This is a genomic window from Rahnella woolbedingensis, assembly GCF_003602095.1.
Taxonomy (GTDB): Bacteria; Pseudomonadota; Gammaproteobacteria; order Enterobacterales; family Enterobacteriaceae; genus Rahnella; species Rahnella woolbedingensis.
This window is the reverse complement of the sequence record NZ_RAHH01000022.1, coordinates 38,860-61,906: the sequence shown is the minus strand read 5'-3', so window position 1 is coordinate 61,906 and position 23,047 is coordinate 38,860. Positions and strand designations below refer to the sequence as shown.

Below are 23,047 nucleotides of genomic sequence, written 5' to 3'. Positions count from 1 at the left end.
GTTCCGGCCTTCTGGCCGAAATTGCCTTCAAGCAACTTTAAAGAGAATCAACGAGAGGATTCACCATGTCTGTTATTAAGATGAGCGATCTGGATTTAGCGGGTAAACGCGTACTGATCCGTGCCGATCTGAACGTGCCAGTAAAAGATGGCAAAGTAACTTCAGATGCACGTATCCGCGCTTCTTTGCCAACCATCGAAATTGCCCTGAAACAAGGCGCACGCGTGATGGTTACCTCGCATCTGGGTCGTCCGACTGAAGGCGAATATAACGAAGAGTTTTCTCTGCTGCCTGTTGTTAACTACCTGAAAGACAAACTGTCTTCTCCTGTACGTCTGGCTAAAGACTATCTGGATGGCGTTGAAGTTGCCGAAGGCGAGCTGGTTGTTCTGGAAAACGTTCGCTTCAACAAAGGCGAAAAGAAAGACGACGAAGCCCTGTCCAAAAAATACGCTGCCCTGTGTGACATCTATGTGATGGATGCATTCGGTACTGCGCACCGCGCGCAGGCTTCTACTCACGGCGTGGGCAAATTTGCTCCAATCGCTTGTGCGGGTCCGCTGCTGTCAGCAGAACTGGAAGCACTGGGTAAAGCTCTGGGTAACCCGGCTCGTCCGATGGTTGCTATCGTGGGTGGTTCTAAAGTTTCTACCAAACTGACCGTTCTGGATTCCCTGTCCAAAATCGCTGACCAGCTGATCGTTGGCGGTGGTATTGCGAACACCTTCGTGGCTGCTCAAGGCAACAACGTCGGTAAATCCCTGTACGAAGCAGACCTGGTAGGCACCGCAAGCAAATTGCTGGAAACCTGCGACATTCCTGTTCCTACAGATGTTCGCGTGGCGACTGAGTTCTCTGAAACTGCAACTGCCACTGTGAAGTCTGTTAAAGACATCAAAGATGACGAACAAATTCTCGACATGGGCGACGAGTCTGCATATCGCCTGGCTGAGATCATTAAAAACGCTAAAACCATTCTGTGGAATGGTCCTGTAGGCGTGTTCGAGTTCCCTAATTTCCGTAAAGGGACCGAGATTGTGGCGCAGGCTATTGCTGACAGCGAAGGTTTCTCTATCGCAGGCGGCGGCGACACTCTTGCAGCGATCGACCTGTTCGGTATCGCTGACAAAATTTCCTATATCTCTACTGGCGGTGGCGCATTCCTGGAATTCGTTGAAGGGAAAGCACTGCCAGCGGTTGTGATGCTGGAAGAGCGTGCTAAGAAGTCATGAACCCTGAGCGGGGAGCCAGCGGCTTCCTGTTCTTCTTTGCCGCGCGAGGGGCTGCACAGTGGAACTCGCGCGACATAGCAAACCGATTCAATCCATCTACGGCCGACGAATACAGGACAAAGAACTATGTCTAAAATTTTTGATTTCGTAAAACCAGGCGTTATCACTGGTGATGATGTACAGAAAGTTTTCGCTATTGCTAAAGAAAACAAATTTGCTCTGCCAGCGGTTAACTGCGTAGGCACCGACTCTATCAACGCCGTTCTCGAAGCGGCTGCGAAAGTCCGTTCACCGGTTATCGTTCAGTTCTCTAACGGTGGCGCTGCGTTCATCGCGGGTAAAGGCCTGAAAACTGACGTGCCACAAGGCGCGGCAATTCTGGGCGCAATCTCTGGCGCGCACCACGTGCACCAGATGGCAGAACATTACGGCGTGCCAGTTATCCTGCACACCGACCACTGCGCGAAAAAACTGCTGCCATGGATCGACGGTCTGCTGGACGCGGGTGAAGCTCACTTCGCTAAAACCGGTAAGCCACTGTTCTCTTCACACATGATCGACCTGTCTGAAGAATCTCTGGAAGAAAACATCGAAATTTGCAGCAAGTACTTAGCTCGCATGGCAAAACTCGACATGACTCTGGAAATCGAACTGGGTTGCACCGGCGGTGAAGAAGATGGCGTGGACAACAGCCATATGGACGCATCAGCACTGTATACTCAGCCACAAGACGTTGATTACGCATACGAAAAACTGAACGCCATCAGCCCGCGTTTCACTATCGCTGCGTCATTCGGTAACGTACATGGTGTCTACAAACCAGGTAACGTTAAACTGACTCCAACGATCCTGCGTGATTCTCAGGAATACGTTTGCAAGAAACACAACCTGCCACACAACAGCCTGAACTTCGTATTCCACGGCGGTTCCGGTTCTACTGCAGCAGAAATCAAAGAATCTGTAGGCTACGGTGTTATCAAAATGAACATCGATACCGACACCCAGTGGGCTAACTGGGACGGCATCCTGCAGTTCTACAAGAAAAACGAAGCTTACCTGCAAGGTCAGTTGGGTAACCCGGAAGGCGCGGACAAACCTAACAAGAAATTCTATGACCCGCGCGTATGGCTGCGTTCTGCTCAGTCTTCCATGGTGACTCGCCTGGAACTGGCATTCAAAGAACTGAACGCAATCGACGTACTGTAATTCTTATCCTTCCGGTGCTTGACCACCGGAATGTGAGGATCATCGTCAAAGGGGCTTCGGCCCCTTTTTTATTGCCCGTTTTATCGTCACAATGTCAGTTCTGTTAACGGAAACGCCACTGGCGGAGAAAATTATGCGTATAGCCTTGTTCGCGTTATTTGCCCTGACACCCTTTGTCCATGCTGCTGAAATTGATTGTAAAAATGCCACGACGCAGATTGATATGAACATTTGTGCCGGACAGGATTTCAAGCGCAGCGATACGTTGTTAAATCAGGCCTACAAACAAAAAATGGCGCAACTTTCGCCGGAGCAGCAAACCAAATTCAAAGCCGCCCAGCGCAGCTGGATTGCATTTCGTGATAACGACTGCGCGTTTATGTCTTCCGGCGTTGACGGGGGCTCAGTTCAGCCGATGATTTATTCCGGCTGTCTGCAACTGAAAACCGAGCAGCGCACCAAAGAAATTAATGACATTCTGCATTGCGAAGAAGGCGATTTAAGCTGTCCATAACATGAAGTCTGAAGGTAGAGCCATGAAGCCAAAATCTGTCACCCTTGATGATGTTGCGCGCCACGCCGGTGTGTCCTATCAGACCGTCTCGCGCGTGCTGAATCAGGCGGCGCACGTGTCGGTCAGAACGCGCAATAAAGTCGAGCAGGCGATGGCTGCGCTTAACTACGTGCCCAACCGGGTTGCCCAGCAACTGGCAGGTAAACAGAGCTACACCCTCGGACTGGCGACCACCGAACTGGCGCTGCATGCGCCTTCGCAAATCGCATCGGCGATGAAAACCCGCGCCAATCAGTTAGGTTTCAACGTCGTGATTTCGATGATTGATAATCTGAGTCTGGCCGCCTGCCGCACGGCGGTGAACGAGCTGATGTCGCAGCGGGTGGATGGCGTGCTGATTAACGTGCCGCTGTCGAATGAGGATGCTGGCGCAATTGCGCAGCTTTGTGGCAATTTACCGGCGCTGTTTCTGGATGTGGATCCGCAGGCTGACGTCTTCAAAATTCTGTTCGATCCGCACTGCGGGGCACAGCAGGGTGTGGAACATTTGCTGGCGCTCGGACATCAGCAAATCGCGGTGCTGACCGGCCCGCTGGAATCCATCTCTGCGCGCTTACGCTATGAAGGCTGGCTTAATACCCTGGCGACGCGTGATATTACGCCCTGTGCGGTTCAGCACGGCGACTGGAGCGCTGCGTCCGGTTACCAGCAGGCGTTGTTGTTACTTAGCGAGGCAGTGCGGCCTACGGCGATCCTGGTGGCCAATGACCAGATGGCGCTGGGCGTGCTACGGGCTGTCCATGAGTTTGGCCTGCGTGTGCCGGAGCAAATCTCGGTGATTGGCTATGACGATACCGAAGACAGCGCGTTTTTCTTCCCGCCGCTGACCACCATCAAGCAGGATTTCCGCCAGCTCGGTCACGAGAGCATCAACCGGCTGGTCGATCATCTGCATCATCACGGCGATCACCCTGGCGACTCGCTGTTGCTGCCCACGTCCCTGGTGGAGCGTCACACAACGGCCAGACCAGGCGCAGAAAATGTGTCGCAGGAAACCTTATCTCAGGAACTGATCCGCATTGCGCGTCAGCTCAGCGCGCTGTGATCCTCTTTTAACGATCCCATGACGCGGAATTTGTGATCCGCGTCCCTTTCCGGCATCCCTCTGCTTTACTTACTCTCTCCGGTTACGCATGTTTATATTATTGTGAGCGCATAACAATTTACCGGGGAGATATTATGAGTCCATCAGCGGAAGATACATTATCATCGCTGGCCATCGTTCTGGCCCGCCGTGACTGGGAAAAACCGGCCTCAACGCAGTGCAACAGATTGCCAGCACATCCACCGTTCAGCAGCTGGCGTGATACTCAGAAAGCCAGAGAAGATAAGCCTTCAGAGAACACCCGCAGCCTGAATGGCGAGTGGGTGTTCAGCTATTTTACCCGTCCCGAAGCGGTGCCGGAACAATGGCTGCAACAGGATCTGGCTGATGCAGACCGCGTGCAGGTGCCGTCGAACTGGCAGCTGGCAGGGTATGACGCGCCGATTTATACCAACGTTCAGTATCCGATCCCGGTAGATCCGCCGTTTGTGCCGGAAGAAAACCCTACCGGTTGTTACTCGCTCACAGTTTCTGTCGATAATGACTGGCTGAGCAGCGGACAGACGCGCATCGTGTTTAACGGTGTCAATTCGGCGTTCTATCTGTGGTGTAACGGTCAGTGGATAGGTTATTCGCAGGACAGCCGTTTACCGGCAGAATTCGATCTCAGCCATGTGCTGCACGCCGGTGAAAACCGTCTGGCGGTGATGGTGCTGCGCTGGAGCGACGGCAGCTATCTGGAAGATCAGGATATGTGGCGTATGAGCGGAATTTTTCGCGATGTCACCCTGCTGCATAAAGCGGCTGAGCAAATCACTGACTTACAGGTGCGCACGCATCTGTTCCACAGCTTCACGCAGGCCGAACTGGAAGTGCAGGTCAGCGCCGCGGTGCCGCAGGAAAGCGCGGCGGATTATCAGGTGCACGTCCAGCTGTGGCAGGGCGATAAGCTGGTCGCAGAACATCAGCAACCGCTGGGCAGCGAGATCATCGATGAACGCGGCGTGGCATATGATCGCACCACGCTGCGTCTTCCGGTCAGCCAGCCGGCATTGTGGAGCGCAGAACAGCCCGCTCTTTACCGCGCAGTGGTTTCCCTTATTTCTGCGCAGGGGCAGCTTATCGAAGCCGAAGCCTGCGACGTCGGTTTCCGTCAGGTGGAAATCAGCAACGGCCTGCTGAAAGTGAATGGTCAGCCGGTGCTGATCCGCGGCACTAACCGTCATGAGCATCATCCTGAAAACGGTCAGGTGATGGATGAAGCGACAATGCGTCGGGACATCGTGCTGATGAAACAGCACAACTTTAACGCGGTGCGCTGCTCGCATTATCCGAACCATCCGCTGTGGTACAAACTTTGCGATGAATACGGCCTGTATGTGGTCGATGAGGCCAATATTGAAACCCACGGCATGCAGCCGATGAACCGTTTGTCTGACGATCCGGTGTGGTTCAACGCTTTCAGCGAACGCGTTACGCGCATGGTTCAGCGCGACCGCAACCATCCGTGCATCATCATCTGGTCGCTGGGCAACGAATCCGGGCATGGCGCGAATCATGACGCGTTGTACCGCTGGATCAAATCTGTCGATCCGACGCGTCCGGTACAGTACGAAGGTGGTGGCGCTAACAGTGCGGCAACCGACATTATCTGTCCGATGTATTCCCGCGTCGAACAGGATCAGCCTTTCCCGGCCGTACCAAAATGGTCGATCAAAAAGTGGATCAGCATGCCGGACGAAACACGCCCGCTGATCCTCTGTGAATACGCGCATGCCATGGGCAACAGCTTCGGCGGCTTCGATAAATACTGGAAAGCGTTCCGCCAGTTCCCGCGTTTACAGGGCGGTTTTGTCTGGGACTGGGTGGATCAAAGTCTGCTGCGTACCGGCGAAGACGGAGAGCGTTACATGGCCTACGGCGGTGATTTTGGCGATACGCCAAACGACCGTCAGTTCTGTATGAACGGCCTGGTGTTTGCCGACCGCACGCCGCATCCGTCCTTGTTTGAAGCGCAGCGCGCTCAGCAATTCTTCCAGTTCTCGCTGACCGGCACCTCGCCGCTGACGGTGGAAATTCAGAGCGAATATCTGTTCCGTCACAGCGATAACGAGCAGCTGGTCTGGCGCATTGAACGTGACGGAGAAGTCATTTCAGAGGGCGCAGGGGAACTGAAAATCGCGCCAAACGGTAAACAAACACTGAATCTTGGCGATATCCCGCAGGCAGAAGGCGACTTGTGGCTGAATGTCGCGGTACATCAGCCGCAGGCGACCACATGGTCAGAAGCCGGACACCGCAGCGCCTGGGATCAATGGCAGTTGCCGCAACCGCTGACCCTGCCGGTACCCGAGAAAATCTCCGCCGCAGCGCCGGTACTCGATCAGCAAGGCGACCAGATTTCTGTCGTGCACGGCGCTCAACGCTGGCAGTTCAGTCAGCAGAGCGGGCAACTGGAACAGTGGTTCGATGGCAAAACGCCGCGTCTGCTTTCTGCACTGCGCGACCAGTTTGTCCGTGCGCCGGTGGATAACGATATCGGTGTCAGCGAGGTGACGCGCATTGATCCGAATGCCTGGGTGGAATGCTGGAAAGCCGCCGGAATGTATCAGCTGGAATCGCGTCTTCTGAATATCTCTGCCGATCAGTTACAGGACGGCGTAGTGATCATCACCACGCACGCGTTTATGGCGGGTGAGGAGACGCGTCTGCTGAGCCGCAAAATTTTCCGCATCGATAATCAGGGCGAGCTGCATATCAGCGCTGATATCCGGGTGGCATCCAACGTACCGTCACCGGGACGCATCGGTCTGACCTGTCAGCTGGCTGAAACGTCAGAAAACGTCAGCTGGCTGGGGCTGGGCCCACACGAAAACTATCCGGATCGCCGTCTGGCCGCGCAACACGGACGCTGGACTCTGCCGCTGGCGGAGCTTTATACGCCATACGTTTTCCCGACCGAAAGCGGTCTGCGCGGCGAGACACGCGAGCTGGATTACGCGGGCTGGAAATTGCGCGGTAATTTCCACTTTGGCCTGAGCCGCTACAGCCTGCAACAGCTGACAGATACCAGTCATCGCCACTTATTGCGTGAAGAAGAGGGCACCTGGCTGAACATCGACGGCTTCCATATGGGCGTCGGCGGCGATGATTCGTGGAGCCCGAGCGTCAGTCCGGACTTCCTGCTGACGGCCGGTCAGTACCATTATTCGTTCACCTGGAAACGTGCCTGACCGCCTGCGCCGTGGCGATTTTTTGCCACGGCGCGACATTCAGACGTAAGGAAACTGCTTATGTATTACCTGAAAAATACTAACTTTTGGATGTTCGGGCTGTTCTTCTTCTTTTACTTTTTCATCATGGGCGCCTACTTCCCGTTCTTCCCGATCTGGCTCCATGACATTAATCAGATCAGTAAAAGCGACACCGGCATTATCTTCGCCAGCATTTCGTTATTCTCGCTGATGTTCCAGCCGGTGTTTGGTTTACTGGCCGATAAACTGGGGCTGAAAAAGCACTTGCTGTGGATCATCACCGGTATGCTGGTGTTGTTCGCCCCCTTCTTCATTTATGTTTTTGGCCCGTTGCTGAAGATAAATATTTATCTCGGATCGGTGGTCGGCGGGATTTATCTCGGTCTGATATACAACGCCGGTGCGCCAGCCATTGAGGCCTACATCGAAAAAGTCAGCCGCCGCAGCAGCTTTGAATTTGGTCGTGCGCGTATGTTTGGTTGTGTCGGCTGGGCGCTGTGTGCGTCAGTGGTCGGTATCATGTTCACCATCAACAACGAATTCGTGTTCTGGCTCGGCTCCGGCTGTGCGGTGATCCTCGCCATTCTGTTGCTGATCGCCAAACCGGAAGTGACCTCGAGCGCCCGCGTGGCCAATGAACTGGGAGCCAACTCTAAACCCTTCAATCTCAAACTCGCGCTCGAACTGCTGAAAGACAAAAAACTGTGGTTCCTGGCGCTGTACGTGATCGGCGTTTCCTGCACTTATGACGTATTCGACCAGCAGTTTGCCAATTTCTTTACCTCGTTCTTCTCATCATCTTCAGAAGGGACCAGGGTCTTTGGCTATGTGACCACGATGGGCGAATTGCTCAACGCCTGCATCATGTTCTTCGCGCCGCTGATTGTGAACCGTATTGGGGGTAAGAATGCCTTATTGCTGGCCGGGATGATTATGTCAGTGCGCATTATCGGCTCTTCATTTGCTTCTTCGCCGCTGGAAGTCGTGGTGCTGAAAACGCTGCATATGTTTGAAATACCGTTCCTGATTGTGGGCTGTTTTAAATACATCACGTCAGTGTTTGAAGTGCGTTTCTCCGCCACGATTTATCTGGTCACATTCTGCTTCTTCAAACAGGTGGCGATCATGTTTATGTCCGTTTTTGCCGGGAACATGTATGACCGCATCGGTTTCCACGGAACGTACCTGATCCTTGGTCTGGTCGCACTGACCTTCACGATAATCTCAGTCTTTACGCTGAGTGGCCGTGGACCTCTTCAGGCATTCAAAACTCCGGAACCGTTAAAAAACAGCCCAGCAAATGTTTAATTCACCGGAAGTCTTTCGTGCAGAATTGGCACTTCATCACTTTGTTAGTTAACCTTAAAGCACACTTGCTGCCCGCATTGTCGGGCAATTTTGTTTTCTTACTACCCGTCAGGGTGTAATTTTGAGGTACTTTAAATGGATGATTTAAACGTGGTAGGCAGCATTAATAATGCTGGCAACTGGCTGGTGAGAAACCAGGCGTTACTGCTTCATTATGCCGTGAATATTGTGGCTGCTATTTTCATTCTGATTGTCGGTATGATTATCGCCCGCGTCGTCTCCGGTACCGTCAGCCGGGTTTTAAAAGTTCGTGGCATTGATATCACCGTTTCCGATTTCCTTTCCGCGATGGTGCGTTACGCGATTATCGCATTCACGCTGATTGCGGTTCTGGGGCGAATTGGCGTACAAACCACCTCTGTGATTGCGGTCATCGGTGCCGCCGGTCTGGCCGTGGGTCTGGCATTACAGGGGTCGCTGTCTAACTTTGCAGCAGGCGTTTTGCTGGTGATCTTCCGTCCGTTCCGCGCCGGTGAGTATGTTGATCTCGGTGGTGTAGCCGGTACGGTCACTCAGGTGCAAATTTTCTCGACGACCCTGCGTACGCCAGACAACAAAATCATTGTGGTGCCAAACGGTAAAATCATCGCCGGTAATATCATCAACAACTCCCGCGAACCGACGAGTCGTATCGATCTGACCATTGGCGTGGGTTATGACTCTGACATCGATCTGGTGAAGCAGCTTCTGACCGAAATCGTCTCTGCCGATCCACGCGTTTTGAAAGATAAAGACGTCGTGGTTCGTATGAACGAAATGGCCGCTTCTACCCTGAATTTTATTGTTTACGCATGGACCAACAACGGTGATGCGCAGAACGTGAAATGGGATCTGCTGGAATCGTTCAAGCGGGCACTGGATAAAAACAAAATCAATATTGCCTATCCGCAGATGGATGTTCACCTTTATCAGGTGGCGAATGCGGCGGGCAACCAGCAGGAAGAACGACGCTCGTTCGAGTAACAGATTCTTGACGGATTCAGATTTTCACAGGCGCCTGCGGGCGCCTTTTTCATGCCTCAGATTTACAAACCGCTTTTATAAGTCAGTCTAATGACCGATTAGAAATATCCATTTCCTCTTATGCCAGCAAAGCCCTTACACTGCGCGCAATCTCTGTTATTTACTCTCTGTTATCAACTCTCTGAAGGATATCCCGTGCTGGCTATTTTCCTGCAAGGACTGGCGATGAGCGCCGCAATGATTTTACCGATTGGTCCGCAGAATGCGTTTGTGATGAACCAGGGCATTCGCCGACAATATCACCTGATGATTGCCGGATTATGCGCGCTGAGCGATATCGCGCTGATCTGTGGGGGCATCTTTGGCGGTAGCGCGCTGCTGAGTCAATCCCCGATCTTACTGTTACTGGTGAGCTGGGGCGGCGTGGCATTTTTACTTTGGTATGGCTGGGGTGCGTTTCGCACGGCATTCAGTAAAAATCCCGAACTGGTGCAGGCCGAAGTGGCGAAACAAAGCCGCTGGAAAATCGTCGTCAGTATGCTGGCGGTCACCTGGCTGAATCCGCATGTTTATCTGGATACCTTTGTGGTGCTTGGTAGTCTCGGCGGCAGCCTGAGTCACGATGAGCGTTCGTGGTTTGCGCTCGGCGCGGTCAGTGCTTCAGTCATATGGTTCTTCGGGCTGGCGATCCTCGCTGCCGTACTGGCACCCTGGCTGAATACCGGCAAAGTGCAGCGGGTCATCAACTTTATCGTCGGGGCGATTATGTGGGGAATTGCCGTACAACTGGCGCGTCAGACCGGGGTATTTTGACTTTTGTCACTAATCTTAGTTTCAGTTGTAACGGATTATGCTACGGTTTCGCAGATTGTTTTGACCTATCTATTGCCAGATCTTTGATGATTAATGGAGGCACTGTGAAACTGAAAGCATTAGCTGTAGCAGCGATGTTGGGATTAGGGACATTACCTTTGGCGTTGCAGGCGGCGGAATTACCTGCCGGACCGCATGTGGTGACGTCAGGCACGGCGAGCGTTGATGCAACGCCGGATATCGCGACGCTGGCGATTGAAGTCAGCGTGTCGGCGAATGATTCAGCCAGCGCCAAGAAACAGGCCGATGAGCGTGTAGCGGAATATTTTGCATTCCTGCAAAAAAACGGCATTGAGAAGAAAGATATCAATGCGGCTAACCTGCGCACTCAGCCGGAATATAACTATCTGAAAGACGGGACATCACAGCTGAAAGGCTATCGTGCCGTGCGTCAGGTTCAGGTGACATTGCGTCAGCTGGACAAACTGAACGAGCTTCTGGATGGCGCACTGAAGTCAGGTCTGAATGAAGTGCGTGCGGTGGAACTGGGCGTGGCAAATCCGGATAAATTCCGTGATGAAGCGCGTCAGAAAGCGATCGAAAACGCCACGCAGCAGGCAAAATCTCTGGCCGAAGGTTTCCACACCAAACTGGGGCCGGTTTACAGCATTCGCTATCACGTAGCCAACTATCAGCCTATGCCGGTCGCGCGGATGTATAAAACCGCCGAAGCCGCAGGGCAGAGCGATGTCGCACAGACTTACGAGCAGCAAAGCATTCACTTCGACGATCAGGTCGATGTGGTGTTCGAATTGCAGCCGCAGGCTGCGGCTGCGCAATAATGAAGTCGTAAAAATGAAAAACCCGCTCCGGCGGGTTTTTTGTTTTCGGGCATAACAGGAGTTTCAGTCCTGACGCAATACCTGATGGCCGTGGGCGAGCAGCGCGTCGGTAACTTTTCGCATCATGCGGCTTTCCGGCGCAAAGCGGTGCCAGTAAAGCATACGCCGCTGGAACAGGCCGGGTGTCAGGTCGATCAGTTCGCCGCTTTCCAGCTCTTTCTCAATCTGTAAATGCGGGATCATACAGCAGGTGGTGCCCTGACGGGCCAGTTGCACGAAGGCCTCCGACGAGTTAACGATATGACACGGAACGCTGCCCGGCGAAAGATCGAAGTTCTGTTGCAGGAAGGCCTGATGCATATCATCCAGATGGTCAAACGCCACCGCAGGTGCTTTCAGCAAGGCGGAGCGGGTGACGCCGTTCGGGAAATAGCGATCGGCAAATGGTTTGGAGCCGACAAATAAATAGTCCAGCGCGCCAAGCTGATCCACCAGACAACTCGGCAGCGGCTGTGGCTGAATACTCACCGCACCCACCACTTCACCGCGACGCAGACGTTCCTGCGTGCGCGTTTCATCCTCTACCTGCAAATTCAGACGGACAGGCGAATCGACCAGCACCGATTTCAGCGCCGGTAACAGCCAGGTTGCCAGACTGTCGGCGTTGACCGCCAGCGAAAGCAGCAATGGCGTATCATTGCTTTCATTATTGCTGTCACTGCCCAGCCATTCTTCTTCCAGCAATTCCACCTGATGCAGCAATGCCAGTAATTTCTGACCCTGCTCGGTCGGGCGGGGCGGTACGGTACGCACCAGCAAAGGCTGGCCGAACAAATTTTCCAGTTGTTTAATGCGCTGAGAGACCGCCGATTGAGTGATGCAAAGCTTCTGTGCCGCGCGCTCAAAACCGCGCTCGCGGATCACCGCGTCCAGTGCCTGCAGCGTTCTATAGTCCGGGCGTTTCATCGGAGTTCTGTCCCTTAGATTTAATTTTATCCGAACACTATGCCACAGATTGTCAGGATTTGTGGTGAGGAAAATCTTTGTGTTTGCAGCACAATTGCACTTAATAAGTGTGATCTGGCTGCGGTGTTGCTTATCCAAATTGCCGGCACATGCTTTATAATCACCGCCACTATTCGTTCCATCGAAGCATTCACGCCACTTTCGTGTTATCAGACAGAGAAGCCATTATGACGCAGGAAGAATTGAAAAAAGCAGTCGGCTGGGCCGCACTGGATTACGTCACACCGGGCACCATTGTCGGTGTCGGTACCGGATCCACAGCCGCACATTTCATTGACGCACTGGGTTCCATCAAAGGCCAGATTGAAGGCGCGGTTTCCAGTTCCGACGCCTCTACCGCTAAACTGAAAAGTTTAGGCATTCACGTTTTCGACAGCAACGAAGTAGATTCGCTGGATGTATATGTCGATGGCGCTGATGAAATCAACGGCTCAATGCAAATGATTAAAGGCGGCGGTGCAGCGCTGACCCGCGAAAAAATCATTGCGGCGATTGCCAAAAAATTCATCTGTATCGTGGATGCTTCCAAGCAGGTTGACGTGCTGGGCAAATTCCCGCTGCCGGTGGAAGTGATACCGATGGCGCGTTCTTACGTGGCGCGTGAACTGGTGAAACTGGGCGGCCTGCCGGAATACCGTCAGAATGTCCTGACCGACAACGGCAACGTGATTTTGGATGTGCATAACCTGAGCATTGTGGATGCCGTTGCGATGGAAAATAAGATCAACAGTATTGCCGGTGTGGTGACTGTCGGCCTGTTCGCCAACCGTGGCGCTGACGTGGCACTGGTCGGCACTTCTGAAGGCGTTAAAACTGTTAAGCTGAAATAAGTCAGCGATAAGCAGAAGATCTGGCTGCTCAGAGAAAAGCAGCCAGACACACTCCTGTCATAACGCAATGTTATGAAGATGATAATTTTCTGGATGAATCATCTTTTCTTCAAAAGCCTTAATTTGGTGACTTATGTCACATTCCTCACATTCTCCTCCTGAACGTCTGGCTCCATAAATTCTAACCAGCACGAAATGCTGAAAACCATCAGGCGAAGTGAGCCTTCTGCTACGGGGCAGGCAATCGTTTGTATTGATGATGGCGGATTTTTTGTTATGTTGACTGAGCAGTCACCTAGCAGTTCGAATTCAGTCAGAAAAATATAGGGTCGGGAAATGGCAAAAGTATCACTTGAGAAAGACAAGATTAAATTTTTGTTAGTGGAAGGCGTCCACCAAAGTGCGGTTGATACACTCCGTGCCGCGGGTTACACCAATATTGAATTTCACAAAGGTGCTTTAGATACGGAGTCGCTGAAAGAATCGATCCGTGATGCGCACTTTGTTGGACTCCGATCGCGTACTCAGCTGACTGAAGAAGTGTTCCAGGCAGCCGAAAAACTGGTGGCTGTTGGGTGTTTCTGTATCGGGACTAACCAGGTTGATCTGAAAGCAGCGACCCGTCGCGGTATTCCGGTCTTCAACGCACCGTTCTCTAATACCCGTTCGGTTGCCGAAATGGTGCTGGGCGAAATGCTGCTGATGATGCGTGGCATTCCTGAAGCCAACGCCAAAGCGCACCGCGGTATCTGGAACAAACTGGCGGTCGGCTCGTTCGAAGCGCGTGGTAAACGTCTGGGTATTATCGGTTATGGCCACATCGGTACGCAACTGGGGATCCTCGCGGAAAGCCTGGGGATGCGCGTCTTCTATTATGACATTGAAAGCAAGCTGCCTTTGGGCAACGCGCAGCCGATTGCTACTCTGAATGAACTGCTCAGCACCAGCGATGTCGTGACCTTGCACGTGCCGGAAACCCTGAGCACCAAAGACATGATTTCTGAAGTGCAGCTGGCGCAGATGAAGCCGGGCGCACTGCTGATCAACGCCTCACGCGGTACGGTCATCGACATTCCTGCCCTGTGCAACGCACTGCGCAGCAAGCATCTTTCCGGTGCGGCAATTGACGTCTTCCCGGAAGAACCTGCAACCAACAGCGATCCGTTCATTTCTCCGCTGTGTGAATTCGATAACGTATTGCTGACGCCACACATCGGTGGTTCGACGATGGAAGCGCAGGAAGGTATCGGTCTGGAAGTGGCAGGAAAACTGGCAAAATACTCTGATAACGGTTCAACGCTTTCCGCGGTTAACTTCCCGGAAGCCTCTTTGCCAGCGCATACCGAGAAAGCCAGCCGTCTGCTGCATATTCACGAAAACCGTCCGGGCGTGCTGACCAGCATCAACCAGATTTTCGCGGAGCAAGGCATCAACATTGCGGCACAGTACCTGCAAACCAGCCCTGAAATCGGTTATGTGGTGATTGACGCAGAAACGGATATCAATACGCTGACTACCGCGCTGCAACTGATGAAAGCCATTCCGGGCACCATTCGGGCACGCCTGCTTTACTGATCGTATCAGCCGTAAATAACAAAGCCGCCGAAAGGCGGTTTTTTTTGGGGATTTTTGGGAAATAAAGAATGGGCATCAGGGAAGTAAAGAATATCAGGGAGGGATATAACCAGGTAACGAAAGCATTCAGAAGTAAAAGGAGAGGGCGACCAGACCGCAAAGGATCAGCGATGACAGGGTGATTTCAAACTGGTAGCGGCGCAGCATCATCTGTCAGTACCTCGGAATAAAAACCGGAGAAAAAAACACCCGGCGAACCGGGTGTTAAATTAACAGTCTTGATAAGAGCGAGCAGTGGTGCTCACGAAGACTTCTTCGTTACTTCTTATGCTGCCGGAGTTGCTTTTGCAACCGGAGCAGCTTTCTTAGCATGTTTTACGTGTTTTTTAGCAGCCTGGGCTTTCTGAGCTACCGGAGCCGCTTTCTTAGCGTGTTTTACGTGTTTTTTAGCAGCCTGAGCTTTCTGAGTTACCGGTGCAGCTTTTTTAGCGTGTTTCACGTGTTTTTTAGCAGCCTGGGCTTTCTGAGCTACCGGAGCCGCTTTCTTAGCGTGTTTCACAGGTTTTTTAGCCGCCTGAGCTTTCTGAGCTACTGGCGCTTTCTTAGCTGCTTTTTTGTGTTTCTTGGCAGCCTGAGCTTTCTGCACAGGTTTTTTGTGTGCTTTATGTTTAGTTGCATGAGCCGGAGCAGCGGTAGTTGCTGTTGCAGTTGGTGCCGGAGTTGCGGTGGTTTCAGCAGCGAAAGCAACTGAAGACAGGCCCATTGCAGCGGCTACAACCAGAGCTAATACTTTTTTCATTGGGTATTCCTTTAGAATTTTGGTTTAAGTGTCTGCCCCACTGCGGGGCCGGTGAGAGGATAATAGGCGTGGCGAACAGCGTTGTCCGTGAGTGATTGGTATCGGCGTGTAACGGTATGTATAAAATGAGGATATGCTTTATTTCAACGAGTTAGCTGTGATGTGTTACGCGCGTCGTTGAAAGTTAACTTGCTTAGTTACAACATACTAATGGGTTGCACAATACTTCTGTCGTATCTGCACTTTATTGAGATGTTTTCTTGCCTGGCATTACCACGTCCATATTTTCCCGGGCGTAATGACTGCGGGTAACGGCACATCCCAGTGTTCCACCGGTAAAGCATCGACATGCTGGCAATCGTGCGCCAGACCAATCGGATATGGCCCGCATTCCTGCCAGTGCTCAAGAGTACGGTCATAAAAGCCGCCACCCATACCTAAGCGCTGTCCGGTGCTGTCGAAGGCGACCAGCGGCGTGAGGATGACATCCAGCTGTGATAATGGAATGACCTGCGTGACGTCCAGCTGCGGCTCGAGAATTTTGAGGCGATTGCGCACCAACGGTGTATCGGGCGTGTAACGCAGAAAAAGCAAATTGCCCGCAGAGAAAGGGTGAAGCACCGGCAGACAAAGCTGTTTGCCTTCTCGCCAGAAACGGTCGATCAGAGGTTTAGTATCCAGCTCGCCATCAAAAGACAGAAAGACGGAAATTGTTTTTGCGGATTGAATCTTTGGGTGTGTCACGACGCGCTCTGCGGCCTGAAGCGCAAAATGCGATTGCTGCTCAGCGGTCAGATTATTTCTGCGTTGACGTATTTCAGTGCGAAGGGTTTGTCGGGCTGATGCAAACAGAGGTGTGTAGGGCATAGATACAAACACCAGAAAGGGATGTACCGAAAGAAAGGGGAATCTCCGAGATGCCGTCGCAGGCTGTAACCCTTGAACCCATGGTTCAAGGTGAACGTGCTGTCGCAATCTTTAGGCTTCTCGGACGGACCGAGCATGCGCACCGATTACGGATCATCACATTCTGTTGGTACTAATTATCGGCTCAGGGGACGGGCCCGCTGGCGAACATCTCAGAGAAATTTTTTACCGTTTCTGACGACCTGTGACCAGCCAGTCAGCAACGTGTGTTATTCGAAAGGCGCCCCTTCACGTTCAGAGATCCGACCTTGTTCGAGCAATGCCTGCTCGATGGTTTGTTGCAACATCCGGATACGTTGTTCCATATTGGATGCGTAGTCGCGTGTTTTCAACCTTTCCTGAGCAAGTTCGTGACATACGTTCAATGCCGCGATGAAAACCAGTTGCTCTGTATTGGTGACTCTAGTGCGAACTTTCAGATCTTGCAACCGCTGATTAAGATCATCAGCTGCCAGATTCAGTGCTTCCTGTTGTTCTGGCGGACAATTCACTCGTAAAGAGCGACCAAAAATTTGAATATCTACCGGTTGTGCAGACATGCCACCTTCCTGCTAAATTATTCGTCCGCCCCAACGTGACCACTACGACCTGGCGCAGGATGTTGGAAGCGGGCGCCACTATAACTATCTCAATACCAGGTTACAACCCCATGACCGACTGACTGCTGCCCGATTGTTCAGGGCGTGCCATTCATGTCTTATACCACCCGATCGCGGGCTGCTAATCTGGTACTACGACAGACCTTGGTGGTAGCATAACACGAACTTAACCAGCCAACGATGGCGAATGCGCATGTCTATTGAGAATACTTACCCTACTTACGATTCGTTGGATCAAAACCTGAAACAACAATCAGTTGCTTTGACCGCAGCAGAAATGCACGGTTTGATCAGTGGCTTGCTGTGCGGTGGCAATCGCGACGGCAGCTGGCTGACGATGGTGCATGATCTGACTAACGAAGGCATGGCCTTCCCGCACACGCTGGCAGATTTGCTGCAACAACTGCGCAAAGTGACGTCAGACACTCTCGAAGATGACAGCTTCGAATTCAAAATGCTGATGCCTGACGATGAAAAACACGTCTTTGAGCGTGCCGATGCGCTGGCCGGATGGGTCAACCACTACCTGCTCGGTCTGGGCATGATGCAACCCAAACTCGCTAAAGTGAAAGGCGAAGTCGGTGAAGCTATCGACGATTTGCGTAGCATCGCGCAACTTGGTTACGACGAAGATGAAGATCAGGAACAACTGGCGCAATCTTTAGAAGAAGTGGTGGAGTACGTTCGCGTCGCTGCCATTTTGTGCTTCGGTGAATTTGGTCACAGCCGCCCGACGGCCGCGGAAAATCACCGTACATTGCACTAATTAAAATGATGCATTAATTAAAACGATTTCAGGAGAAGGTGATGACTCAGCAAGAGTACGAGAATCGTCGTCAGGCGCTGTTAGCGAAGATGGCACCGGGAAGCGCTGCGATAATTTTTTCTGCGCCGGAAGCACCACGCAGTGCCGACAGTGAATACCCGTATCGTCAGAGCAGTGATTTCTGGTACTTCACCGGTTTCAATGAACCGCAAGCGGTGCTGATCCTGGTGAAAAGTGATGAAAATCATAACCACAGCGTGCTGTTCAACCGCGTGCGTGATCTCACCGCTGAAATCTGGTTTGGTCGTCGTTTAGGTCAGGAAGCTGCGCCCGCCAAACTTGGCGTGACTAAAGCGTTGCCTTTTGACGATATCAACGACCAGCTTCATCTGCTGTTTAACGGCCTTGATGTGATGTATCACGCGCAGGGCGATTACGCCTATGCCGACGAAATCGTAAACCGTGCCATGGAAAAACTACGCAAAGGTTTCCGTCAGAACTTCTCTGCTCCGGCAACCGTCATCGACTGGCGTCCGTGGGTGCACGACATGCGCCTGTTTAAATCGGCGGAAGAAATCGCCATCCTGCGCCGCGCCGGAGAAATCACCGCGCTGGCTCATACCCGTGCGATGGAAAAATGCCAGCCGGGCATGTTTGAATACCAGCTCGAAGGCGAGATTCACCACGAATTTAACCGCCACGGCGCGCGTTATCCCTCCTACAACACCATTGTGGGCGGCGGCGAAAACGGCTGCATCCTGCATTACACCGAAAACGAATGCGAACTGCGTGACGGCGATTTAGTTCTGATCGACGCCGGTTGTGAATATCGTGGCTATGCCGGTGATATCACCCGTACGTTCCCGGTGAACGGTAAATTCAGTAAAGCGCAGCGTGAAATCTACGACATCGTTCTGGCGTCAGAATATAAAGCGCTGGAAGTCTTCGGGCCGGGCAGCAGCATTCAGGCCGCGACCGAAGCCGCAGTGCGCGTCATGATTGAAGGTCTGGTGAAGCTGGGCGTGATGAAAGGCGACGTTGAGACCCTGTACGCGGAGCAGGCACACCGCCAGTTCTTTATGCACGGTTTGTCTCACTGGCTGGGGCTGGACGTTCATGACGTCGGTCATTATGGTTCAGTTGACCGCAGCCGTACGCTGGAACCGGGTATGGTACTGACCGTTGAACCGGGTCTGTATATCGCGCCGGACGCTGACGTACCGGAAGCGTACCGTGGTATCGGTATCCGCATCGAAGACGACATTCTGATCACCGCCACCGGCATTGAAATCCTGACCGGCGATGTGGTGAAAGAAGCCGATGATATTGAAGCGTTAATGGCGGCGGCACAGAAATAATATGAGCATCGTAATTGTTGGCGGCGGAATGACCGGTGCCTCTCTGGCGCTGGCAATTTCCTCGCTGACGAAAGGCAGTTTACCGGTGCATCTGGTGGAAGCCACTGCGCCGGAACATCACGGGCATCCGGGTTTTGATGCCCGCTCGATTGCGCTGGCGCAGGGAACCTGTCAGCAATTAGCCCGCGTCGGCATCTGGCCTGCGCTGAAGGCTATCGCCACGCCCATCCGTGATATTCATGTCAGTGACCGCGGTCATGCGGCCTTTGTGAATCTCAATGCCGCCCATTACGGCGTGGAAGCGCTGGGACAGGTGGTTGAGCTGCACGAAGTTGGCAAACGCCTGTTTGCCATGCTGAAAAATGCGCCCGGCGTGACGCTGCATTGTCCGGCGAAAGTCACGGATGTCGCGCGCTCGCAAGATTCTGCCAGCGTAACGCTCGATACCGGCGAAACGCTGCACGCACAGTTGCTTGTCGCCGCTGACGGTTCGCATTCTTCGCTGGCAAAAGCCTGCAACATTGGCTGGCAGCGTGAAGATTATGGCCAGATTGCCGTCATCGCTAACGTGGCGACCAGCGAGCCGCACAACAACCGTGCTTTCGAGCGCTTCACCAAACACGGACCGCTGGCACTGCTGCCGATGTCCGATGGCCGCAGTTCTCTGGTCTGGTGTCATCCGCGTGAAGCGAAAGAAGAAATTGATAACTGGAGCGAGGCACAGTTCCTCAGCGAGCTGCAAAATGCGTTTGGCTGGCGTCTGGGCACCATGAAACAGGCCGGTAAACGTTTCAGTTATCCGCTGCAATTACAAAAAGCCAACAGCCATATCAGCCACCGTCTGGCGCTGGTCGGCAATGCGGCGCAAACGCTGCATCCGATTGCCGGACAGGGCTTTAACCTCGGTCTGCGCGATGTCATGACGCTGGCACAAACGCTGTCCGGTGCGGCTGCTAAGGGCGCCGATATCGGCAGTTATCGCGTGCTGAGTGAATATCAGCGTCGCCGTCAGCCCGATCAGCAGGCCACCGTCGGCGTGACCGATGGCCTTATCCATCTCTTTGCCAACCGCTGGCTGCCGCTAATGGTCGGACGTAACCTCGGTCTGCTGGCGATGGAAGGTATTACGCCGTTGCGCGATGCTTTCACCCGCAGGACGCTGGGTTGGGTTGACCGTTAATCCTTACAGGAACAATTATGCAATCTTTTGATGTGGTTATCGCCGGTGGCGGAATGGTCGGTCTGGCGCTGGCGTGTGGTTTACAGGGCAGCGGCCTGCGTGTTGCGGTGCTGGAAAACCAGCAGCCGGATCTCGATTCACCGTTACCGGAACAGCCGGGTTTGCGGGTTTCTGCTATTAATGCTGCCAGTGAACGTCTGCTGAAATTTATCGGCGTCTGGGACAACATTATTGCTCAGCGCGCGAATGCCTATCAGGGGATGGAAGTCTGGGATCGCGACAGCTTCGGCAAAATCGCGTTCCGCGGCGAAGAGTACGGTTTCAGTCATCTTGGCCACATTATCGAAAATCAGGTGATCCACCGTGCCTTGTGGCAACGTGCGGAAAAATGTTCCGACATCACTTTGCTCGCACCAGCGACCCTGAAGAATGTGGCGTGGGGCGAAAATGAAGCGTTCATTACCCTCAGTGATGACCGGCAGCTCAGCGCTCGGCTGGTGGTCGGTGCGGACGGCGCGCAGTCATGGTTGCGTCAGCATGCCGACATTCCGCTGACGTTCTGGGATTATCGCCATCATGCACTGGTTGCGACCATCCGCACTGAAGAACCGCACCAGTCTGTTGCACGCCAGGTCTTCCACGGTGAAGGCATTCTGGCATTTCTGCCGCTGGCTGATGCCCATTTGTCTTCTATCGTCTGGTCAGTTTCGCCAGATGAAGCGCAGCGCCTGAGCGCGCTGGAGCCTGAGGAGTTCAACAAAATCCTCGCCAGCACCTTTGACCTGCGTCTGGGCGTTTGTACTGTACAAAGCGAACGTATGACCTTCCCGCTGACCGGCCGTTATGCCCGCAGTTTTGCCGGGCAACGTCTGGCGCTGGTCGGAGATGCTGCGCATACCGTCCATCCGCTGGCCGGTCAGGGCGTCAACTTAGGTTTCATGGATGCTGCTGAGCTGGCTTCAGAAATCAAACGCCTGCAAAAAGAAGGCAAAGATTTCGGCCAGCACATGTACCTGCGCCGCTACGAGCGCCGCCGTAAACACAGCGCCGCGCTGATGCTGGCGGGTATGCAGGGCTTTCGCGAACTGTTTGCCGGTGACAATCCTGCCAAGAAACTGCTGCGTGATATCGGCCTGACGCTGGCCGATTCCCTGCCGGGCGTTAAACCGAAACTGGTCCGTCAGGCGATGGGGCTCAATGATTTACCTGAGTGGTTACAGGATGATTCGGTTCGATTGAAATAATCTAATTTCAGCTCAATTTTTCCATTACATTTTCTAATCCGGGGTCGGGTTTCTTATTCTGCAAATGGTGAGAAATCCGGCCTTGCCGTTATATAACATCGATACTTTTGATGTTTATTTGTAGATTTTGCGCCATAAACCTCAGTTTTCCAGTCAAAAACTCTGCACAATGCCCCTGTGAAATCACTGACATTATCTCTGCTTTGCATATTTTAACTTATGGTTAGTGAGCTTATTCAGTGGTAACGTCCAAGAAAAGGTATCGTTTGCGCGGTGTACCGTTTATGCACTTAATTCAATGAGGAATAAGATGGTTAAGCAGACTCAGCTTTATGAACAACATGTTGCGTGCGGCGCGCGTATGGTCGATTTCCACGGCTGGATGATGCCTTTGCATTATGGCTCTCAGCTGGATGAACACCACATCGTGCGTCAGGATGCGGGTATGTTTGACGTCTCGCACATGACCATTGTCGATCTCCACGGTGCCCGTACCCGTGAATTCCTCCGTTACCTTCTGGCGAACGACGTCGCCAAACTTACCGTTCCCGGTAAAGCGCTGTACACCGGCATGCTCAATGCATCCGGCGGCGTGATTGACGATCTGATTGTCTATTTCCTCAATGAAAATTACTTCCGTCTGGTGGTGAACTCCGCCACCCGCGAGAAAGATCTGGCATGGATTTCGCAGCATGCAGAACCGTATGGCATCGAACTGACCGTGCGTGATGATCTGGCGCTGGTAGCCGTGCAGGGGCCTCATGCAAAAGAAAAAGCAGAAACCCTGTTTACCGCTGAACAAAAACAAGCCGTCGCGGGCATGAAACCGTTCTTCGGCGTGCAGGCAGGCGATCTCTTTATCGCCACCACCGGTTACACCGGTGAAGCAGGTTATGAAATCGCACTGCCGCAGGAACAGGTTGCCGATTTCTGGCAGAAACTGCTGGCAGCAGGCGTGAAACCTGCCGGTCTGGGCGCGCGCGACACGTTGCGTCTGGAAGCGGGCATGAATCTTTACGGTCAGGAAATGGACGAAGGTGTTTCGCCCCTGGCAGCCAACATGGGTTGGACCATCGCGTGGACGCCTGAAGACCGCAACTTTATTGGCCGTGACGCCCTGGAAAGACAGCGCGAGCAGGGCTCCGAGCAACTGGTCGGCCTGGTGATGACCGAAAAAGGCGTACTGCGTAACGAACTGCCGGTGCGATTCACCGACAGTGCAGGCAATACGCTGGAAGGCGTGATCACCAGCGGCTCATTCTCTCCGACGCTGGGCTACAGTATTGCTCTGGCACGCGTTCCGGCGGGCATTGGCGAACACGCCATTGTGCAAATCCGTAACCGCGAAATGCCGGTGAAAGTCACCAAGCCAGGTTTTGTCCGTAATGGCAAACCGCTGGCGCAGTAAAGAATTCGTCATAAAAATTATCCAGTTAACGCTGAATT

21 protein-coding genes and 1 other RNA gene are annotated in these 23,047 nt (G+C 53.0%); 16 read left to right on the top strand and 6 right to left on the bottom strand.

Annotated elements, in window-relative coordinates; all coding sequences use genetic code 11:
- Nucleotides 1-65: 65 nt before the first annotated feature.
- The 9 genes from pgk (at nucleotide 66) to D6C13_RS17795 (ending at nucleotide 11,297) form a co-directional block, all read left to right on the top strand.
- Nucleotides 66-1,232, top strand: coding sequence for a phosphoglycerate kinase (gene pgk, locus D6C13_RS17835; RefSeq protein WP_120134041.1), 1,167 nt, complete (start codon nucleotides 66-68; stop codon nucleotides 1,230-1,232).
- A 126-nt stretch (nucleotides 1,233-1,358) separates the two neighbouring features.
- Entirely contained in the window at nucleotides 1,359-2,438 is a 1,080-nt protein-coding gene (gene fbaA / locus D6C13_RS17830) for a class II fructose-bisphosphate aldolase (RefSeq protein ID WP_056773197.1), read from the top strand.
- A 133-nt stretch (nucleotides 2,439-2,571) separates the two neighbouring features.
- A complete protein-coding gene (locus D6C13_RS17825) occupies nucleotides 2,572-2,952 on the top strand; it encodes a lysozyme inhibitor LprI family protein (protein ID WP_120134040.1) in 381 nt (126 codons plus the stop codon).
- A 22-nt stretch (nucleotides 2,953-2,974) separates the two neighbouring features.
- Nucleotides 2,975-4,057 carry a LacI family DNA-binding transcriptional regulator gene (locus D6C13_RS17820; RefSeq protein WP_120134039.1) on the top strand — a complete coding sequence of 361 codons (1,083 nt, stop codon included), beginning with the start codon at nucleotides 2,975-2,977 and terminating at the stop codon, nucleotides 4,055-4,057.
- A 134-nt stretch (nucleotides 4,058-4,191) separates the two neighbouring features.
- The gene (locus D6C13_RS17815; RefSeq protein WP_120134038.1) at nucleotides 4,192-7,290 is read left to right on the top strand and encodes a beta-galactosidase; all 3,099 of its coding nucleotides are present in this window, start codon (nucleotides 4,192-4,194) and stop codon (nucleotides 7,288-7,290) included.
- 60 nt (nucleotides 7,291-7,350) lie between these two features.
- The gene (locus tag D6C13_RS17810) at nucleotides 7,351-8,619 is read left to right on the top strand and encodes an MFS transporter (RefSeq protein ID WP_120134037.1); all 1,269 of its coding nucleotides are present in this window, start codon (nucleotides 7,351-7,353) and stop codon (nucleotides 8,617-8,619) included.
- A gap of 135 nt (nucleotides 8,620-8,754) precedes the next feature.
- Nucleotides 8,755-9,642, top strand: coding sequence for a small-conductance mechanosensitive channel MscS (gene mscS / locus D6C13_RS17805; protein ID WP_120134036.1), 888 nt, complete (start codon nucleotides 8,755-8,757; stop codon nucleotides 9,640-9,642).
- Nucleotides 9,643-9,837: 195 nt separating this feature from the next.
- Nucleotides 9,838-10,455, top strand: coding sequence for an arginine exporter ArgO (argO, locus tag D6C13_RS17800; protein ID WP_120134035.1), 618 nt, complete (start codon nucleotides 9,838-9,840; stop codon nucleotides 10,453-10,455).
- Between the two features lie 104 nt (nucleotides 10,456-10,559).
- Complete coding sequence (locus tag D6C13_RS17795) at nucleotides 10,560-11,297, top strand: oxidative stress defense protein (protein ID WP_120134034.1); 738 nt, start codon at nucleotides 10,560-10,562, stop codon at nucleotides 11,295-11,297.
- Between the two features lie 63 nt (nucleotides 11,298-11,360).
- Here the strand turns inward: D6C13_RS17795 and D6C13_RS17790 are convergent, their stop codons facing one another.
- On the bottom strand, nucleotides 11,361-12,263 hold the full coding sequence (locus D6C13_RS17790) for a LysR family transcriptional regulator ArgP (RefSeq protein WP_120134033.1): 903 nt from the start codon (nucleotides 12,261-12,263) through the stop codon (nucleotides 11,361-11,363).
- Nucleotides 12,264-12,490: 227 nt separating this feature from the next.
- On the opposite strand from D6C13_RS17790, the gene rpiA reads away from it, so the two are divergent.
- Nucleotides 12,491-13,153, top strand: coding sequence for a ribose-5-phosphate isomerase RpiA (gene rpiA, locus D6C13_RS17785; protein ID WP_120134032.1), 663 nt, complete (start codon nucleotides 12,491-12,493; stop codon nucleotides 13,151-13,153).
- 336 nt (nucleotides 13,154-13,489) lie between these two features.
- Entirely contained in the window at nucleotides 13,490-14,728 is a 1,239-nt protein-coding gene (gene serA, locus D6C13_RS17780) for a phosphoglycerate dehydrogenase (RefSeq protein WP_120134031.1), read from the top strand.
- Nucleotides 14,729-14,854: 126 nt separating this feature from the next.
- Here the strand turns inward: serA and ydgU are convergent, their stop codons facing one another.
- The 5 genes from ydgU to zapA form a co-directional block, all read right to left on the bottom strand.
- Complete coding sequence (ydgU, locus tag D6C13_RS26300) at nucleotides 14,855-14,935, bottom strand: small membrane protein YdgU (RefSeq protein WP_476655299.1); 81 nt, start codon at nucleotides 14,933-14,935, stop codon at nucleotides 14,855-14,857.
- A gap of 118 nt (nucleotides 14,936-15,053) precedes the next feature.
- Nucleotides 15,054-15,527 (bottom strand): acid resistance repetitive basic protein Asr, encoded by a 474-nt coding sequence (gene asr, locus D6C13_RS17775; protein ID WP_120134030.1) that lies wholly within the window; start codon nucleotides 15,525-15,527, stop codon nucleotides 15,054-15,056.
- Between the two features lie 270 nt (nucleotides 15,528-15,797).
- Nucleotides 15,798-16,394 carry a 5-formyltetrahydrofolate cyclo-ligase gene (locus D6C13_RS17770; RefSeq protein ID WP_120134029.1) on the bottom strand — a complete coding sequence of 199 codons (597 nt, stop codon included), beginning with the start codon at nucleotides 16,392-16,394 and terminating at the stop codon, nucleotides 15,798-15,800.
- A gap of 38 nt (nucleotides 16,395-16,432) precedes the next feature.
- Nucleotides 16,433-16,616: non-coding RNA, 6S RNA (ssrS, locus tag D6C13_RS17765), on the bottom strand.
- A gap of 47 nt (nucleotides 16,617-16,663) precedes the next feature.
- Nucleotides 16,664-16,993, bottom strand: a complete 330-nt coding sequence (gene zapA, locus D6C13_RS17760) for a cell division protein ZapA (protein ID WP_112290630.1) — start codon at nucleotides 16,991-16,993, stop codon at nucleotides 16,664-16,666.
- Nucleotides 16,994-17,246: 253 nt separating this feature from the next.
- Between zapA and D6C13_RS17755 the strand changes: the two genes are divergently transcribed.
- The 5 genes from D6C13_RS17755 (at nucleotide 17,247) to gcvT (ending at nucleotide 23,009) form a co-directional block, all read left to right on the top strand.
- Nucleotides 17,247-17,819 (top strand): YecA/YgfB family protein, encoded by a 573-nt coding sequence (locus tag D6C13_RS17755; protein WP_120134028.1) that lies wholly within the window; start codon nucleotides 17,247-17,249, stop codon nucleotides 17,817-17,819.
- A gap of 41 nt (nucleotides 17,820-17,860) precedes the next feature.
- Complete coding sequence (gene pepP, locus D6C13_RS17750) at nucleotides 17,861-19,177, top strand: Xaa-Pro aminopeptidase (protein ID WP_120134027.1); 1,317 nt, start codon at nucleotides 17,861-17,863, stop codon at nucleotides 19,175-19,177.
- A 1-nt stretch (nucleotide 19,178) separates the two neighbouring features.
- Entirely contained in the window at nucleotides 19,179-20,357 is a 1,179-nt protein-coding gene (ubiH, locus tag D6C13_RS17745) for a 2-octaprenyl-6-methoxyphenyl hydroxylase (protein ID WP_120134026.1), read from the top strand.
- A 17-nt stretch (nucleotides 20,358-20,374) separates the two neighbouring features.
- Nucleotides 20,375-21,601: an FAD-dependent 2-octaprenylphenol hydroxylase gene (gene ubiI, locus D6C13_RS17740; RefSeq protein ID WP_120134025.1), complete on the top strand. Its 1,227-nt coding sequence runs from the start codon at nucleotides 20,375-20,377 to the stop codon at nucleotides 21,599-21,601.
- Nucleotides 21,602-21,911: 310 nt separating this feature from the next.
- The gene (gene gcvT / locus D6C13_RS17735; RefSeq protein ID WP_120134024.1) at nucleotides 21,912-23,009 is read left to right on the top strand and encodes a glycine cleavage system aminomethyltransferase GcvT; all 1,098 of its coding nucleotides are present in this window, start codon (nucleotides 21,912-21,914) and stop codon (nucleotides 23,007-23,009) included.
- Nucleotides 23,010-23,047 lie beyond the last annotated feature (38 nt).

What these genes read in the sequence shown, in the direction of transcription:
- pgk (WP_120134041.1), top strand. Translation starts at nt 66, where the DNA reads ATGTCTGTTATTAAGATGAGCGATCTGGATTTAGCGGGTAAACGCGTA.
- fbaA (WP_056773197.1), top strand. Translation starts at nt 1,359, where the DNA reads ATGTCTAAAATTTTTGATTTCGTAAAACCAGGCGTTATCACTGGTGAT.
- D6C13_RS17825 (WP_120134040.1), top strand. Translation starts at nt 2,572, where the DNA reads ATGCGTATAGCCTTGTTCGCGTTATTTGCCCTGACACCCTTTGTCCAT.
- D6C13_RS17820 (WP_120134039.1), top strand. Translation starts at nt 2,975, where the DNA reads ATGAAGCCAAAATCTGTCACCCTTGATGATGTTGCGCGCCACGCCGGT.
- D6C13_RS17815 (WP_120134038.1), top strand. Translation starts at nt 4,192, where the DNA reads ATGAGTCCATCAGCGGAAGATACATTATCATCGCTGGCCATCGTTCTG.
- D6C13_RS17810 (WP_120134037.1), top strand. Translation starts at nt 7,351, where the DNA reads ATGTATTACCTGAAAAATACTAACTTTTGGATGTTCGGGCTGTTCTTC.
- mscS (WP_120134036.1), top strand. Translation starts at nt 8,755, where the DNA reads ATGGATGATTTAAACGTGGTAGGCAGCATTAATAATGCTGGCAACTGG.
- D6C13_RS17790 (WP_120134033.1), bottom strand. Translation starts at nt 12,263, where the DNA reads ATGAAACGCCCGGACTATAGAACGCTGCAGGCACTGGACGCGGTGATC.
- rpiA (WP_120134032.1), top strand. Translation starts at nt 12,491, where the DNA reads ATGACGCAGGAAGAATTGAAAAAAGCAGTCGGCTGGGCCGCACTGGAT.
- serA (WP_120134031.1), top strand. Translation starts at nt 13,490, where the DNA reads ATGGCAAAAGTATCACTTGAGAAAGACAAGATTAAATTTTTGTTAGTG.
- ydgU (WP_476655299.1), bottom strand. Translation starts at nt 14,935, where the DNA reads ATGCTGCGCCGCTACCAGTTTGAAATCACCCTGTCATCGCTGATCCTT.
- asr (WP_120134030.1), bottom strand. Translation starts at nt 15,527, where the DNA reads ATGAAAAAAGTATTAGCTCTGGTTGTAGCCGCTGCAATGGGCCTGTCT.
- D6C13_RS17770 (WP_120134029.1), bottom strand. Translation starts at nt 16,394, where the DNA reads ATGCCCTACACACCTCTGTTTGCATCAGCCCGACAAACCCTTCGCACT.
- zapA (WP_112290630.1), bottom strand. Translation starts at nt 16,993, where the DNA reads ATGTCTGCACAACCGGTAGATATTCAAATTTTTGGTCGCTCTTTACGA.
- D6C13_RS17755 (WP_120134028.1), top strand. Translation starts at nt 17,247, where the DNA reads ATGTCTATTGAGAATACTTACCCTACTTACGATTCGTTGGATCAAAAC.
- pepP (WP_120134027.1), top strand. Translation starts at nt 17,861, where the DNA reads ATGACTCAGCAAGAGTACGAGAATCGTCGTCAGGCGCTGTTAGCGAAG.
- ubiH (WP_120134026.1), top strand. Translation starts at nt 19,179, where the DNA reads ATGAGCATCGTAATTGTTGGCGGCGGAATGACCGGTGCCTCTCTGGCG.
- ubiI (WP_120134025.1), top strand. Translation starts at nt 20,375, where the DNA reads ATGCAATCTTTTGATGTGGTTATCGCCGGTGGCGGAATGGTCGGTCTG.
- gcvT (WP_120134024.1), top strand. Translation starts at nt 21,912, where the DNA reads ATGGTTAAGCAGACTCAGCTTTATGAACAACATGTTGCGTGCGGCGCG.